This window comes from Streptomyces sp. WZ-12, assembly GCF_028898845.1.
GTDB lineage: Bacteria > Actinomycetota > Actinomycetes > Streptomycetales > Streptomycetaceae > Streptomyces.
The window spans coordinates 2218187-2233269 of record NZ_CP118574.1 but is presented as its reverse complement, the minus strand read 5'-3'; the positions used below and the strand labels follow the sequence as shown (position 1 = coordinate 2233269).

Annotated in this window: 11 protein-coding genes; 6 read left to right on the top strand and 5 right to left on the bottom strand. The window is 72.3% G+C overall.

Going from position 1 to position 15083, the window contains the following annotated elements; translation table 11 throughout:
- The first annotated feature begins 8 nt into the window (after window positions 1-8).
- A complete protein-coding gene (locus tag PV796_RS09325) occupies window positions 9-1031 on the top strand; it encodes a TIGR03842 family LLM class F420-dependent oxidoreductase (RefSeq protein WP_274912472.1) in 1023 nt (340 codons plus the stop codon).
- On the opposite strand, the gene PV796_RS09320 is transcribed toward PV796_RS09325, so the two are convergent.
- Complete coding sequence (locus tag PV796_RS09320) at window positions 995-1705, bottom strand: 4'-phosphopantetheinyl transferase family protein (RefSeq protein WP_274912471.1); 711 nt, start codon at window positions 1703-1705, stop codon at window positions 995-997. The genes PV796_RS09325 and PV796_RS09320 overlap by 37 nt on opposite strands.
- A 273-nt stretch (window positions 1706-1978) precedes the next feature.
- Between PV796_RS09320 and PV796_RS09315 the strand changes: the two genes are divergently transcribed.
- The 5 genes from PV796_RS09315 (at window position 1979) to PV796_RS09295 (ending at window position 7849) form a co-directional block, all read left to right on the top strand.
- Window positions 1979-2743: a thioesterase II family protein gene (locus tag PV796_RS09315; RefSeq protein WP_274912470.1), complete on the top strand. Its 765-nt coding sequence runs from the start codon at window positions 1979-1981 to the stop codon at window positions 2741-2743.
- A 196-nt stretch (window positions 2744-2939) separates the two neighbouring features.
- Complete coding sequence (locus PV796_RS09310) at window positions 2940-3311, top strand: cold-shock protein (protein ID WP_376567058.1); 372 nt, start codon at window positions 2940-2942, stop codon at window positions 3309-3311.
- A gap of 204 nt (window positions 3312-3515) precedes the next feature.
- Window positions 3516-5603 carry a sensor histidine kinase gene (locus tag PV796_RS09305; protein ID WP_274912468.1) on the top strand — a complete coding sequence of 696 codons (2088 nt, stop codon included), beginning with the start codon at window positions 3516-3518 and terminating at the stop codon, window positions 5601-5603.
- Window positions 5604-5759: 156 nt separating this feature from the next.
- On the top strand, window positions 5760-6506 hold the full coding sequence (locus PV796_RS09300; RefSeq protein ID WP_274912467.1) for a VC0807 family protein: 747 nt from the start codon (window positions 5760-5762) through the stop codon (window positions 6504-6506).
- 92 nt (window positions 6507-6598) lie between these two features.
- Complete coding sequence (locus PV796_RS09295) at window positions 6599-7849, top strand: macrolide family glycosyltransferase (protein WP_274912466.1); 1251 nt, start codon at window positions 6599-6601, stop codon at window positions 7847-7849.
- A 181-nt stretch (window positions 7850-8030) separates the two neighbouring features.
- Here PV796_RS09295 and PV796_RS09290 read toward each other — a convergent pair whose 3' ends face one another.
- The 4 genes from PV796_RS09290 to PV796_RS09275 all read right to left on the bottom strand — a co-directional run bounded on the left by PV796_RS09290 (window position 8031) and on the right by PV796_RS09275 (window position 14843).
- A complete protein-coding gene (locus PV796_RS09290; RefSeq protein WP_274912465.1) occupies window positions 8031-9089 on the bottom strand; it encodes a DegT/DnrJ/EryC1/StrS family aminotransferase in 1059 nt (352 codons plus the stop codon).
- A gap of 46 nt (window positions 9090-9135) precedes the next feature.
- A complete protein-coding gene (locus tag PV796_RS09285) occupies window positions 9136-10344 on the bottom strand; it encodes a glycosyltransferase (RefSeq protein WP_274912464.1) in 1209 nt (402 codons plus the stop codon).
- Between the two features lie 30 nt (window positions 10345-10374).
- Window positions 10375-11748 carry a glycosyltransferase gene (locus PV796_RS09280; protein WP_274912463.1) on the bottom strand — a complete coding sequence of 458 codons (1374 nt, stop codon included), beginning with the start codon at window positions 11746-11748 and terminating at the stop codon, window positions 10375-10377.
- A 254-nt stretch (window positions 11749-12002) separates the two neighbouring features.
- Window positions 12003-14843 (bottom strand): LuxR family transcriptional regulator, encoded by a 2841-nt coding sequence (locus PV796_RS09275; protein WP_274912462.1) that lies wholly within the window; start codon window positions 14841-14843, stop codon window positions 12003-12005.
- Between the last annotated feature and the right edge of the window lie 240 nt (window positions 14844-15083).

The window sequence follows — 15083 nt, the reverse complement described above, 5'->3', positions numbered from 1 at the left end:
GCATCACCATGGATTTCGGACTCGTCCTCCAGACCGACCCGCCCGCTTCCGAGGTCGTCCGCCTCATGCAGCGCGCGGAGGCGGGGGGCTTCACCTACGGCTGGACGTTCGACTCGTGCGTCCTGTGGCAGGAGCCGTTCGTCATCTACAGCCGCATCCTCGCCGAGACCAGCCACCTCACCGTCGGTCCGATGGTGACGAACCCCAGCACCCGTGCCTGGGAGGTGACCGCCTCCACCTTCGCCACCCTCAACGACATGTACGGCAACCGCACCGTGTGCGGCATCGGCCGGGGCGACTCCGCGATGCGGGTCGCGGGCCGCAAGCCCAACACCCTTGCCCGGATCAGCGCGGCCATGAAGATCATCCGGGCGCTGGGGCGCGGCGACGAGGCGGACATCGGCGGCGACACCGTCGTCCGCTTCCCCTGGGTGCGCGAGGGCGCCCAACTGCCCGTCTGGATGGCCGCGTACGGCCCCAAGGCCCTGAGGATGACCGGTGAGGAGGCCGACGGCTTCATCCTCCAGCTCGCCGACCCGTTCCTCACCGAGTGGATGATCAAGGCGGTCCGGGACGCCGCCGCGGCGGCCGGCCGCGATCCGTCCGACGTCAAGATCTGCGTCTCCGCCCCCGCCTACGTCACCGCCGACGACTCGCCCGAGGCGCTCGACCACGCCCGCCAGCAGTGCCGCTGGTTCGGCGGCATGGTCGGCAACCACGTCGCCGACCTGGTCTCCACCTACGGCGCCGACTCGGGCCTGGTCCCGCACGAGCTGACGGACTACATCAAGGCCCGCGACGGCTACGACTACGCGCACCACGGCCGCACCGACAACCCCGACACCGCCTTCGTCCCCGACGGGATCGTCGACCGTTTCTGCCTCATCGGCCCGCCCGCCGCGCAGGTCGAAAAGCTGAACCGGCTGCGGGAGTTGGGCGTCGACCAGTTCGCGCTCTACGCGATGCACGACGCGAAGGAGGCGGTGATCGACGCCTATGCGCGGGAGGTCATCCCGGCCGTGAACGGCTGAGCTCCGGACCGCGGCGCCGGGACGGCGATGGCCGTCACCAGGAGCCCGGCCCGCGCCAGCCACCGCCCGTCGAACCCCGGCAGCCGGGCGCCGGCCACCTCGGGCCCGGGCACCAGCAGCCGGGCCCGGAAGGTGCCGGCCGCCGGATCGACGGTGACCTCGGCCTCCTCGAAGTCCAACCACCGGCGGGTCAGCGGGAACCACGCCTTGTAGACGCTCTCCTTGGCGCTGAAGACCAGCCGGTCCCAGTGGATCTCCGGGCGGTCCGCGGCGAGTTGGGCGACATGGGTCCGCTCGGCGGGGCGGAGCACGGTCTCCGCGACGCCGTTGCCGGGCAGCGGGCCGTTCGGCTCCGCGTCCAGGCCGACGGTGGCCAGCTCGGTGGCGCGGGCCAGCGCGGCCGCCCGGTAGCCCCGGCAGTGCGTCATGCTGCCGACCAACCCGTCCGGCCAGCGCGGGGCGCCGCGCTCCCCGGGCAGGATCGGCACCGGGTCGTGGCCGAGCCGGGCCAACGCCTCGCGGGCGCAGGCCCGCACGGTGGCGAACTCCCCGCGGCGCCCGGCGACCGCCCGCTCCACCAGGGCGGCCTCCTGCGGGAACAGTCGGGGCAACGGATCGGCGTCGCCGAACGCCTCGGCGGTCTCGATCGGCTGGGGCAGCAACTCGGATATCACGGCGTCCTCTCGGGGCGTCCGGGCGTCGACTTTCGGGAGCGGGCCGGTCAGCACGCGGTGCGGGCGACCGGGCGACCGGCCGCGGTCAGCCTAGCGCCGCACCCGGCAACCCCGCCCGGATCCACGGGCGTTGACCGGCCCCTGACTCCGGCCCCCCGATGCCCGGAAAAGTTAGGGGTTGTGCGCGCCCGCCCGGTACCGGCAGGCTCCTGGGGGACCGCTCGCTCCCAGGGGGAGCCGCCCCACGCGAGCAGCACGAAAGGACGACGCCAGGTGAGCGCGAACCCCACCGACACCAGCCCGTGGATCCGCCGGTTCCACCCTGCTGACGGCGCGCGGGCCAGGCTGTTGTGCCTGCCGCACGCCGGCGGCTCCGCGCCGTTCTACTTCCCCGTCTCCAGGACGCTTTCGCCCGACGTCGAGGTGCTCGCCGTGCAGTACCCGGGACGGCAGGACCGTCGCCACGAGCCGTGCATCGACTCGCTGCCCGCGCTCGCCGATGCGCTGGTGGAGGAGGTGTTGCCGTGGACCGACCGGCCGTTGGCGCTGTTCGGGCACAGCATGGGCGCCACCCTCGGCTTCGAGCTGGCGCGCCGCCTGGAGAGCCGGGGCACGGTGCCGCTGGTGCTGTTCGCCTCCGGCCGGCGCGCGCCGTCCCGGATCCGTGACGAGAGCGTCCACCTGCGGGACGACGACGGCGTCATCGCCGAACTGCGGGCGCTGAACGGCACGGACGCGGAGGTGTTCGGCGACGAGGAGCTGCTGCGCCTCGTCCTGCCCGCCATCCGCGGCGACTACCGGGCCGCCGAGACCTACCGCTACACCCCCGGCCCGAAGCTCGCCGCCCCCATCCAGGCGCACACCGGCGTCGACGACCCCAAGGCGACCCTGGACGAGGTGCGGGACTGGGCGCAGCACACCGAGGGCTCCTTCGACCTGCACACCTACCCGGGCGGCCATTTCTACCTCAACGCGCAGGCGCCGACGGTCATTTCGACGGTGGCCAAGACGATTTCCGGGTTGCTCGACGCCCGGTAGCCCGGCGCGGGCGCCGCGTTCGGCGCGGTTGATGCCCGTGTTATTCGCCCGGACTGGAAATTCGTGCGGTGTACCGAATACCATCCAGGCTGGCGTGAGTGTTTTCCGCGCCCTGGGTATTTTCGTGTGAGCGGTGGGGTTTATTGTGGCTACTGGACAAGTAATTCGTTTCGACGCAGTTCGCGGCTATGGGTTCGTGTCTCCCGAAAATGGTGGGGGAGACGTCTTTCTGCACGTCAACGACCTCCTGGTGGACAAGTCCCTGATCGCCCCCGGCGTCACGGTCGAGTTCGACATCGAGGAGGGCGACCGGGGCCTCAAGGCGGCCGACGTGCGGGTCATTTCGGGCGCCCCGGCCGTGCCCGCCGCCTCGTTCTCGGTGGGCCACCCGGTGTCGCGGGACGGCATCGAGGACGGCCTGTGCGACGTGCTGACCGTTAAGGAATTCACTCGGGAAATCACCGAGACGCTGCTGCTCGCGGCGCCCGGCGCGACCGGGGAGCAGATCCTCCAGATCCGCCGCCGGCTGACCGAGGTCGCCACCCGGCACGGCTGGGTCGAGGCGTAACCGCCGGCACACCACACCCGGGGCGGGCCGGCGGCGGAGAGCGCTGCCGGTCCGCCCCGCGGTCGTCCCGGGCACTCCGGACCGGGCAACGGACGGCGGCGGACGGCTCTGCGAGACTGTTCGCCCTGGAGCCGGTCCGACCCTGATCCACCGGACGGGCGCCAGCCCTCAACACGTCGTTGCGGAAGGCGGGGTGGAGCCAGCGTGCGGACGGAAGGCAGCCGGGCGGCCGCGGGGCGGCACGCCTCCGGACGGCCCCCGGGCACCCGACCGCGGATGGTGGCGCTGGCGCCGGTACGTGGGTTGGCGCTCTGGGCGCTCGACGCCGCCGGCTTGGTGCTGCTGGCCGCGACCCTGATCACCGCGCAGGCCACCTACCTCCTCGGCATCCCCTACGTACACGTCACCGTGGTGGAACGCGGCCGCGCGCTCACCGACCTGACCCGGCGGCTGGCCGGCATCTGGTCGGCGGTGCCCGTCCCGATCCCGTACCACCCGCGCCCCGCCCCGCCACGGGCGGACGCCGACGGGCTGCACCGATATCAGAACAAGCTCTACCGCTCGGCCTGGATGCCCCACCACAAGCTGCTGGTGCGCTGGATCGTCAACGACGACGCGTCCTGGCGGGACCTGGCGTGGCTGCTGCTGGCGCCGTTGAGCTGCGGGCCGTTGGCGGCGCTGCCGGCCGCGCTGATCGGGGCGGGCGCGGTGGTCGCCGCGGCGGGCGCGGGCGCGCTGCACCTCGGTGACCTCGTCGCGCCGCTGCGGGCCGTCGACGCGGCCGGGGCGTGGCTGGTGCCGGCCGGGGTGCTGCTGGCCGTGGTCGGGTGCGCCGCCGGCCCGGCGCTGTTGCGCTGCCACGCCGCGGCCGCGCGGCTGTTGCTCGCCCCGTGCCGGCGCTCCCGCTACGGGGCGGCGGTGCGCGCGGTGATGCGCTCCGGGGTGGCGCTGCACCGACTGACGGTGCTGATCGGCGTCGCGGTCGCGGAGTGGGCGATGTTCGCGTTCCTGACCGTGGCGTTCGTCGTGCTGCACGTGCTGGGCCTGGCCGTGCTCTGGTGGGAGTTGGTCGCCGCACCGGCCCGCCGGCTGGTCGAGTTCGGCCGCCGACTGGTCCGCGACCGCACCGGCCTCACCCTTCCCGCGCCGTACCTCCCCGAGCCGCCGCCCCCGCGCCAGCGTGCCGACGGCCTCTACCGCTCCGGCAAGCGCCTCTACACCAGCCAGCGGCAGTCCGCCCAGCGCGAGCGCGTGCGGTGGATCAGGAGCGACGTGGCGACCTGGCGCGACCTGGTGTGGCTGGCCACCGACCCGCTGCTGGTGGCCCTGGTGGTGCTGCCGCTGACGCTGCCCGCGCTGATCGGCGTCTTCGCCCTGCTGTGGCCCTGGCTGTGGTGGCCGTTGGCGGGGCCGTTCCTCCCCTACGACCCCGCGGCGCCCTGGCACGCGCTGCTCGGGCTGCTGCCCGGCGACTGGTCGGCGCTGTCCCACCCGGTCTTCGGCGTGCTGCTCGCGCTGCCGCTGATCGCCCTCAGCGGCGTCCTCGCCGAACCGCTGCTGCGGCTGCACACCCGCTGGGCGCACCTGCTGCTCGCCCCGACCGGCGGTCGGCTGCTGGCCCAACGGGTCGAGGAGCTCACCGAGACCCGGACCATCGCCACCCACGCCCAGGCGGCCGAACTCCGCCGCATCGAACGGGACCTGCACGACGGGTCGCAGGCCCGGCTGTTGGCCATCGGCCTGAAGCTGAACACCGTCAAGAACCTCGTCGACTCCGACCCCGCCGCGGCCAAGCAGGTCGTCGGGGAGATCCAGGAGGCGGCCGCCCAGGCCCTGGCGGAGCTGCGCGACCTGGTGCGCGGCATCCACCCGCCGGTGCTGGCCGAGCGGGGACTCGGCGACGCGGTCCGCGCCCTGGCCATGGACAGCCCGCTGGACGTCGCCGTGCACCTGGAGCTGACCGAGTCGATCCAGCAGCCGTTGGAGACCGCCGTCTACCTGGCGGTGTCGGAGCTGCTCAGCAACGTCACCAAGCACGCCAGCGCCACCCGGGTGGCGATCGACCTGGTCACCAAGGACGGGGCGCTGGCCGTGACGGTCACCGACGACGGGCGGGGCGGCGCGGCCCCCGGCCCGGGCAGTGGGCTCAGCGGCATCGCCCGCCGCCTCACCCCGTTCGACGGGACGCTCTCCATCGTCAGCCCGCTCGGCGGGCCGACCACCATCACCCTCAACCTCCCGCTGGTAGGGGCCCGTTCGGACGCCTATAGGGGTGCCGTCCACTCCTCATAGGGGTAGAGCTGAGTCCGGGCAAGGGGTGGGTCTATCTAGACCCCACTTCGGGGCCTATACGGATTCCTCGCGTCCGGCCCCGGCCCTATCGTCGAAACGACCGTCAGGACCCGCGTCCGGGCGCCGTTCGGGAAGCGAACACGGGAGAGCATTGAGATGAGCCAGGGCCAGCAGCCGCACTACGGTGCCGCGCCGTATCAGGAGCCGTACGGTTCCGCGCCCCAGGGGAACGCGCGGTTCACCGAGGAGGAGAAGAAGCAGATCGCCGCCGCCCGCCGCGGCCTGCTCAAGTCCCTGTTCATCAGCCTGATCCTGCCGCTCGGGCTGTACTACGGGCTGCGCGAGTACGGCGTCTCCCCGCTGAACGCCCTGCTCATCGGCTGTGTCCCGCCCTTCCTGAAGGCGCTCTACACGATCATCAAGGAACGCAAGGCGGACCCGGTCTCCCTGTTCACCCTGAGCCTGCTGATCATCGGCGGCCTCACCTCCCTGATCACCGGCAGCCCCCGCTGGATCCTCGCCAAGAGCGGTGTGCTCACCGTCGTGCTCGGCATCGCGCTGCTGCTCACCACCCACAAGCGCCCGGCGATCTTCCAGGGCCTGATCAGCCTCCAGACGTCGGCCGAGTCGACCGCGAAGTGGGAGGCGCTCTGGCAGGACTACGCGGAGATCCGCCACATCATGCGGGTCACCAACGTCATCTGGGGCGTCGGCTTCTTCCTCGACGGCGTCATCCGGATGTTCCTCGCCTACCGGCTCGACATCGACGCGGTGCCCACCGTCACCACCGTCATGTTCGTGGTGAGCATCGTGCTGTTCCAACTCGTCAGCAAGCGCTACGGCCGGCTCTACATGCGCCGCCGCGGGCTGCGGCTCAACGGCACCACGGTGGAACGCCTCTAGGGCCTTGCCCCTGGGGCGACCCCGCCCGTTCCCCGCACACCGACGCGCGCCCGGCCGACACCCCGGGCGCGCCCCGCCCCACAGGAGCCCCCATGCCGCGCGCCCACATCGCCGTCTTCAGCTACGCCGCAGGCGGCCACGTCACCCCGCTCCTCGGGATCGTCGAGGAACTGGTGGGCCGGGGGCACCGGGTGACCTGGCCGACGACCGAGGAATTCGCCGAGCGGGTCGAGGCCACCGGCGCCACCGCGCTGATCCACCCCGCGTCGGAGCCGGTCTTCGCCGGCAGGGCCGCCACCGTCACCGCCGAGAACGCGGCGGAGCTCTCGGCGGCACAGTTCCGGCAGACCGTCGACGCCGCCGACGTCGCGGTGGCCCGCTTCGCCGCGGACGCCCCCGACCTGGTGCTCTACGACACCACCGTGCTCGCCGTCGGCCGGCTGATCGCCCTCAAGGCGGGCTGCCCCGCGGTCCAGGTGTTCCCCACCTTCGCGGCCAACGCCAAGTTCAACCTCTACGAGCGGCTCCCCGAGACCAGCACGATGCTGGCCGAGACGGGCGTCTCCCAGATGATCGTCGACATGCTGGCCGAGTTCCTCGCCGTCCACGGGCTCGACATGACGGTGGACCGCTTCCACGCGAAGTCCCAGGCGCTCTCCCTGGCCGTGCTCCCCAAGCCCTTCCAGTACGCCGCCGAGCGGTTCGAGGACGGTGACCCGGTGTTCGTGGGTCCCTGCCTCGGCTCCCGCGCCGACGACCGGAGTTGGACCCCGCCCACCACCGACCGCCCGGTCGTCGTGCTCTCCCTGGGGTCCCACCGCTACGACGCCGGTGAGCAGTTCCTGCGGGACTGCGTCACCGCGTTCGCCGACGCGCCTTGGCACGTCGTGCTCTCCACCGGCCGCCACCTGCCGCCCGAGGACCTCGGCCCGCTGCCGCCGCACATCGAGGCGCACGCCTGGCTGCCGCAGACCGCCGTGCTGCGGCACGCCGCCGCCTTCGTCAGCCACGGCGGCATGGGCGGCACCACGGAGGCCATGTACTTCGGCGCGGCGCAGGTCGCGGTGCCGATGCTGCCCGAACAGACCGCGGTCGCCGACCGGTTGGTCGAGACCGGCCTCGGCGTGAAGGTGCCGCACGAGGAGCTGTCGGGGGAGCGGATCCGGGACGCGGTGGCGCAGGTCCTCGGCGACCCCGACATCGCCCGGCGGGTGCGGGAGTTCGCCGGCCACGCGCGGGACGCCGGCGGTGCCCCGCGGGCCGCCGACGCGATCGAGGGCGTCCTCGGCGGGGCCGCCGACCCCCAACAGACCACCACCCCGAGGGCCGACGCCGCCGGCTGACCCCCGCGGCCCGGCGTTGCCCACCGGCGTGCGTGCGGAGACAAGTTCTCCGCACGCACGCCGGATCCTTGCGTTGCCGGTGGTGTGGTGCGTCGGATCGCGCGTCGTGGGCGTCAAAAAGCGGACGGGCCACGGGAGTTGTCCCCCGCGGCCCGCCCGCCGCATCGGCGTCCGTCCGCGCTCAGCCGGCGCCGTAGAACTCGCGGATCGCGCCCACGATGCGCTCCTGGTCGGCCGCCGTGAGCTGGGTGTAGGTCGGCAGGTACAGCCCGTCCTCCGCGAAGCGGTGGGCGTTGAGGGTCGGCCAGATCGGGTCGAGGTAGCCGGGCTGCCGGCTCATCGGCTTGAAGAACAGCCGGGTCTCGATGCCCGCCTCGGCGAGGAAGCGGCGCAGCTCCTCCCGGCGTTCGGCGCGCAGGTCGTACATCCACAGCACCTCGCGCGGCGGCATCAGCGTGACCCCCGGGATGTCCCGCAGGCCCTCGTCGTACCGCTTCTCGATGTCGCGGCGCCGGGCGAGGATCTCGTCGAGCCGCTCCACCTGCGCCAGTGCGACCGCGGCCTGCATGTTGGTCATGCGGAAGTTGTAGGCCAGCTTCTTGTGCAGGAAGTTGTGCTCCGAGGAGAAGGCCATCCCGCGCAGATGGGCCATCTGGCCCGCCAGCCAAGGGTCGTTGGTGAGGCAGATGCCGCCCTCACCGGACGTGATGATCTTGTTGGCGAAGAGCGAGAAGCACGCGATGTCGGCGACCGGCCGCACCCCGTGCGCCTCGGCGGAGTCCTCCACCACCCGCAGGCCGTACTGGAACGCGATGTCCATGATCGCGTCCATGTCGCAGCGGCGCCCGTAGACGTGCACCGGCATGATGACCTTGGTGCGCGGCGTGATCTTCTCCTCGATGCGCGCGGCATCGATGGTGAGGTCGTCGCCGCAGTCGACGAACACCGGCGTGCCGCCGACGTATTCGACCGCCCAGGCCGAAGCGATCATCGTGAACTCCGGCACGATGACCTCGTCGCCGGGGCCCACGCCCAGCGCCCGCAGCGCCAGCGTCAGCGCCGTCGTCCCCGAGGAACACGCGACGCCGTGCGCCACGTCGTTGTAGCCCGCGAACGCCTCCTCGAACCGCTTGACCGCCGGCCCCTGGGAGGAGATCCAGCCGCTGCCGACCGCCTCCGTCACATACTCCAGCTCACGCCCTTCGAGCCATGGCTGGGACACCGGGTACTCGTAACCCATGAACTCCTCGCTCCTCCACGTCGACCTTGCCTGATTCGGTTGCCGGTCACGCGTGGTCGGACGCGATCCGCTCCAGCAGCGCGGGGGCGGTCTCCACGCCCGGCATGGCCAGCACCTTCCGCTTCGCCTCCGCGGCCCGGTGGTGGAACGCACCGTCGCCGAGGACCGTCCCGCACGCCCGGGCCACCGCCTCCGCCGTCGCGTCGGCCGCCTGCAGTCCCAGTCCCAGTGCGGTGATCCGCCGCGCGTTGTGCGGCTGGTCCGCGCCCTGTGGGCACACCACCATCGGTACCCCGGACCGCAGCGCCTCCCGGATGCCGTTGTAGCCGCCGTGGTTGAGGAACAGGTCGGCGACCTCCAGCACCAGCGGCTGCGGCACCGAGTCCACGAGGTGCACATGCGGGGCCCGCGGCAGGTCCGCGCCGATCCCCCCGCTGGCCACCAGCGCCACGCAGTCCACCTCGGACAGCGCCTCCACGATGAGCCGCGCCTCGTGCTCCGGGCGGATCGACGACGGCAGGGTCACCCCTTGCTGCTGGAGCTCGGCCTGCATCGGCAGGGAGGTGCCCAGCGCGGCGTACACCAGCGGCTTGTCCGCGGGCAGTTCGGTGATCCAGGGCGGCAGCGACTCGCCGTGCCGGGCCAACACCGGCTGCCGGAAGCGCAGTTCGACCGGCCACGGGTGGGCGGTGAAGGACAGCTCGGCCGGGACGTAGTCCACCCGCCCGAAGCCGTACAGGCCCCGGCCGGAGCCGGTCACGCCCAGCGCGGCGCCGTGCGCGTCCAGCGGGTCGGCCAGCCGCGCCGGGTCCAGCAGGATCGTGGAGCCGCCCGACATCGTGACGTGCGGGACGCCCAACTGCTCGGCCGCCAGGTACCCCAGCAGGTCGAAGTCGTCGCGCAGCAGCAGGTCCGGCTTGAACTCCCGGGCCGCCTCGGTCACCGGCGGCAGCAGCTCCCGCCAGAAGTCGAAGGCGAACAGCGCGTTGAAGCCCTCGGTGTGGTCGGTGGCGTCGGTACGGGTCTCCACCCCGGCGGCCTCCGCCGCGGCCATGCCCTGGAGCATCGCCTTCAGCCCGTCGTAGGCGTTGGGCATCAGGGTGGAGATCCCGACCTTCTCCCGGGCCAGCTCCTTCACGACGGGCGCGGAGGTGATGAAGTGCACCTCGTGCCCGGCGTCGGTCAGGGCCCGGACCAACGGGACGAACTTGCGGGCGTGCGAGGGCGAGGCGTTGACGGTGGCGAGGACGCGCAACTGATCAGGCTCCTGTTCCAGCGGTACGGGTCAGGCCCGGGGCGACGGCCCGGCGGCGGCGTGCGCGAGGACGAGGTCCGCGGCCCGGGCGAGGCCACCCGCCTCCCGCTGGCGCGCGCTCCAGAACCGCGCGCGCTCGGTGAAGCCCTCCTGGTCCAGCAGCGCGGTCAACTGCCGGGCGATCCACGCCGCGTCGGGCTCGGCCGCGTAGCTGACGGTCAGGCCGAAGCCGGCGTCCACGACGCGCGCCGCCCAGTCGTAGCAGTCCATCCAGAACGGCATCACCAGCAGCGGCTTGCCGAAGTAGCAGCCCTCGCTGACCGCGTTGCCGCCGCCGTGGTTGAAGAACACCCGCACGTGCGGGTGGGCCAGCACCTCGGTCTGGGACGGCAGCCACGACTCGATGCGGAGGTTGGCCGGCAGCTCCGCGCGCGGCGGCAGCAGGTGCTGCTGGGACTCCGGCAGTCGCCACAACACGTGGTGCTGTGAGGGGAGTTGCCGGACCGCCTCGACCAGCGCGCCGATCTGTCCGGCGGAGGGGCGCATGATGGTGCCGAAGCCGATGTAGACGATCGACTCGTGCGCGTCGAGCCAGTCGCTCAGCGCGGTCCGCTCGGCCCCGGCCGGCTCCGGCGGGACCAGCGCGCCGACCATGGTGAGGTTCTCCGGCAGGTCGGGGAACTCGTAGTCGACGCCGAAGACCGTGAGCCCCAGCACCGCCCGGGCGCCGTCCGCGTACTGGGACGAGACGCAGGCCGGGTTGGCGAAGCCGGCGGCCACCCGCTGCTCCACGAACTTCCTGATGCCGGCCGAGTTCGCGGCCCACTCGCCGACCTCCCGGGTGAACTCCTCGTTGGCCGCGCGCTGTTCGGGCGTCATGTCCAGGGGCAGGCCGGTGAAGGTCTTCGGGTACTCCTCGGGCACCCGGTGGCCGTAGACCGCGCCCATCGGGATCGGCACGGTCATCACGTACGGGATGTCCCGGGCCAGCGCCGCGTCGAAGGCGTAGGGCACGTCCTGGTCGGCGATGATCAGCGCGGGCTTCACCTCGTCCACGACCGTCAGCAGCCGGTCGTAGACGGTCTGCAGGAAGTCGGCGTCGGTGACCCGCTCCAGATACGCGGAGACCGCCTGGGCGCGGGAGGCGACGGTGAACGCCGCGAACGTCTCGTTGTCCCAAGTCTTCGGCAGGTGCGCCGGGTTGGGCTCGCCCAGGGACGCGAACCGCACGGGGGGCGTGCCGGGCAGCGCCTCGATGTCGCCGCGGCAGTCCTCGGTCGTGGCGAAGACCGACTCGACGCCGCCGCGCCGGCCGAGCTCGGCGGCGATGGCCAGCAGCGGGTTGATCCGGCCGGACTCCGAGCTGCTGACGAACAGCAGCGGCCCACCGTGCAGATCTGACATCGAGGGTTCCCCCAGTCGTTCCTCTTGAGTACCGGTACCGGCCGGTGGAGCTTCGCCCCTGTCGCCCGCCGCCGGTGCCTTGCGGCGGCGGAGTGCGGCGGCCGCACGAGAGAACGGGGGAGCGGGCCGAGCCGGCCCCATACAAGACGTGCCGGACCACCGGGAGCAACCCCTATCGCACCCCAGTCATCGCCGGAAACGGGCGGGAGCCGCCACCTCCCGCGGCAGCGGCTCCCCCTCGCGCAACGCCCCCCTTACGAGGCGACCGACTCGGGCGGCAGCGCGCCCTTGCTGCGCCCGACAGCGTTGTCGGCCACTAACGGTTCACGGTCCCTGAGGCGCAGCGGGAGGTCCGACCGGCGCTTCACGTTGAGCTTGCGGTACACCCGCGTCAGATGCTGCTCGACGGTGCTCGTCGTGATGTAGAGCTTGCGCGCGATCTCCCGGTTGGTGTGCTCGGTCGCGGCGAGCGCGGCGACCCGCCGCTCCGCGTCGCTGAGGGTGTCCACGGCGTCGGTGGGCGCCCCGTCCGGGCGAGGGGCACCGTCGGACGGGTAGAGCACCTGCCGGCACAGCGTCTCCATGCCGCAGTCCTCGGCGACCTGCATCGCCAACTGCCCCATCATCCGGGCCCGGTTGAACTCCCCGAGCTCGTGGTGGGCGCGGCTGAGCTGCGCCCGGGTCAGCGCCAGCTCGCAGCGGTCGCCGGACTCCTGGAGCAGCCCGATGGCCTCGCGCAGCAGCCCCGGGCGCTGCTTGAGGCACTCCGTCGCCGCCAGCACGCGCAGCGAAATGCCGCGTGTGCGGGGCGAGTCGGCGCCCGGCAGCGACAGTTGCTCGACGACCATCCCGTGGGCGGCCTCGGGCCGGTCCATGCCGAGCTGCACCTGCGCCAGATCGCTGCGCCACGGTACGAGCGCGGGCAGGTCCAGCGTCCAGTCCCGGGCCAGGTCGCCGCACCGCCGGAAGTCGGACAGGGCGGCCTGGAGCCGGTTGGTGGCCAGATAGTGATGACCCCGGGCGTGCAGGTACTTCAGCCCGTACAGCCCCTGGAACATGGCCTTCGGCACGGCCCGGCGGACCACCCGGGAGGCGTCCTCGTGCTTGCTCATGGCGGTCTGCGCCAGCAACTGCACCGCCAGCGGATAGCCGATGGCCACCCCCCAGCCGTGCGCGGAGATCAGCCCGAGCGCCTGGACCGCCCGCTCCTCCGCGGCGGGCAGATCCCCTTGGCGCAGGGCGATTTCGGCGTGGATGGCGGTGAGCAGCGCCTGCCAGGTGTTGGCTCCGCTCGCCCGGGCCTCCGCCAGGAAGCCCAGGCAGGCCGCGGTGGCCCGGTCCAGCCGGCCGGCGTGGAGCAGCAGCGACAGCCCGAACTGCACCGTGCCGATGGTGGTGTCGCCCAGCGAGATGCTGCTCAGCACGGACTCGGCCCAGTGCACCGCCGCGCCGTCCGGGCCGTCGCGGAGCGCGGACGCCAGCACCGACGACGTCGTCAACTCCGCCGGCTGCGCGACGAAGAGGCTGATGGCGGCCGGCGTCCCGGCCCCGTCCCGGCCGGCCGGGACGGGGTCCAGGCGGAGCCAGTGCTGGAGGTCCTCCAGGCTGCCCAGGTCCGCCGCGGTCGAGGGGTCGGAGGTGTCGACCACCGACTCCAGCCGCGCCAACAGCTCTTGGGCGTTCTCCACCCGGCTGTGCCAGAGCAGGTACCGGGCCACGGTGATCGCGTCCCGGTCCTGGAGGAGCCCCGCCACCAGGGCCTCCTTGAGCGGGGTGAGGTGGCAGGCGGCGGCGGACGGATCGCGGCGCCACTTCAGCCGGGCCAGCGACAGGGTGACCAGCGCCGCCCGTTGCGGATCGTCGTCGCAACTGCACCGGGCCAACTCCAGGCATTCCACGGCGAGGTCCACCCGCTCCTCGGAGAGGGCCTGCGCACAGGCGTCCTGGAGGACCGGAACGGCCCAGGTGTCCGGGGCGTTGCCCGCGGCGATCAGGTGTTCGGCGACGCTGAGCGGATCGGCGCCGCAGTCGTGCAGCAGCCGCGCGGCGTGCAGATGCATCCGGCCGCTGTCGTCGAGCGGGAGGGTGTTGAGCACGGCGGCGTTGACGGCGGGGTGGCGCAGTCGACCGCCCCGTTGGAAGCGGGAGTGGGTCAGCACGCCCATGATCTGTTCGACCTGCGCGCTCTTCATGCCGGTCACCTGCCCGATGAGGGACGGGCTGGCGTGGCCGCCGAGCAGGGCCAGGCCGCGGGCGACCTCGATGGTGCTCTCGTCCCAGCGGTACAGGCAGGCGAACACGGCCTGTTGGAAGGACTCCTTGGCGACCGGCCGGGCCGCCAACGTCCGGCCGCCGCCCGGCTGTTGGACCATCGCGTCCTCGATCAGTCCGCTCAGCAGCAGCGGGTTCCCGCCGCTCACCTCGCTGTAGGCGGGGGCCAGGCGGGCCGCGGTGAGCTCGTCGACGTACTCGGCGAGCACCTCGGTGATCCCCGCGACGGTGAGCGGAAGCAGTTGGATGCGGTGGGAGTTGGGCTGGCGGAGCAGCTCGGCACGGAAGGTGGGGTGGGCCGGGGGCGAGACCTGGCACTCGCTGAGGAGCACCAGCAGCCGTTCGCTCCGCAGGCGGCGCAGCAGGAACAGCAGGATCTGTAACGTCGACTCGTCGGCATGCTGGATGTCATCGATGGAGAGCACCACGTGCCGCTGGGCGGTGAGCTCCAACAGGGCGCCGCACAGGGCCCGGGCGAGCTGCGCGGTGGTCTGCTGCATGGTGACCGGATCCGGCCCCTCGGCGGGGGCCGGTGCCTGGGCGAGCAGCGCGTAGGCGTCCCCGCCGAGCGCTGGCTGGAGTTCCTGGTGGTGGAGCACTTGGCTGATGAGGCCGAACGGATGGGTCTGTTCGGCGCGGGAACCGGTCGCGGTGAGAACGACGGCGCCGGTTTCCTCGGCCTGCTCTGCGAACCTGTGGAGCAATGCGGTCTTGCCGCAGGCGACGGGCGCTTCGACCAGGACCGTCTGAGCTTTGCCCTGTTCCGACTTGGAGTACAGGTTTCTCAGTAGAGCCATCTCGAAGTCGCGTTCGGCGAATAGCATGCACTGTCCCCCTTCCAAACTCCCATCCGTCGCCGCAAAGCTTCAGTCAATACTTGTTAACGAGGGGTTTTCTGAGGCGACGTCAAGGAGCTGGCCAATTCCGTGAGTGGTAAATCTATCGCATATGGCCGGCGGTTGGGTTCGGCAATTAGGCGACCGATCTGGTATCGGGGCGCCGGCATCCGTTCCCGGGTCCGCCGCGCTGCGCTGCGCGCGATTCCCGTCGAAATCTTGCCACCG

Coding starts and splice junctions, on each gene's coding strand:
- PV796_RS09325 (WP_274912472.1), top strand. CDS start 9: ATGGATTTCGGACTCGTCCTCCAGACCGACCCGCCCGCTTCCGAGGTC.
- PV796_RS09300 (WP_274912467.1), top strand. CDS start 5,760: ATGAGCCAGGGCCAGCAGCCGCACTACGGTGCCGCGCCGTATCAGGAG.
- PV796_RS09295 (WP_274912466.1), top strand. CDS start 6,599: ATGCCGCGCGCCCACATCGCCGTCTTCAGCTACGCCGCAGGCGGCCAC.
- PV796_RS09290 (WP_274912465.1), bottom strand. CDS start 9,089: ATGGGTTACGAGTACCCGGTGTCCCAGCCATGGCTCGAAGGGCGTGAG.
- PV796_RS09280 (WP_274912463.1), bottom strand. CDS start 11,748: ATGTCAGATCTGCACGGTGGGCCGCTGCTGTTCGTCAGCAGCTCGGAG.
- PV796_RS09275 (WP_274912462.1), bottom strand. CDS start 14,843: ATGCTATTCGCCGAACGCGACTTCGAGATGGCTCTACTGAGAAACCTG.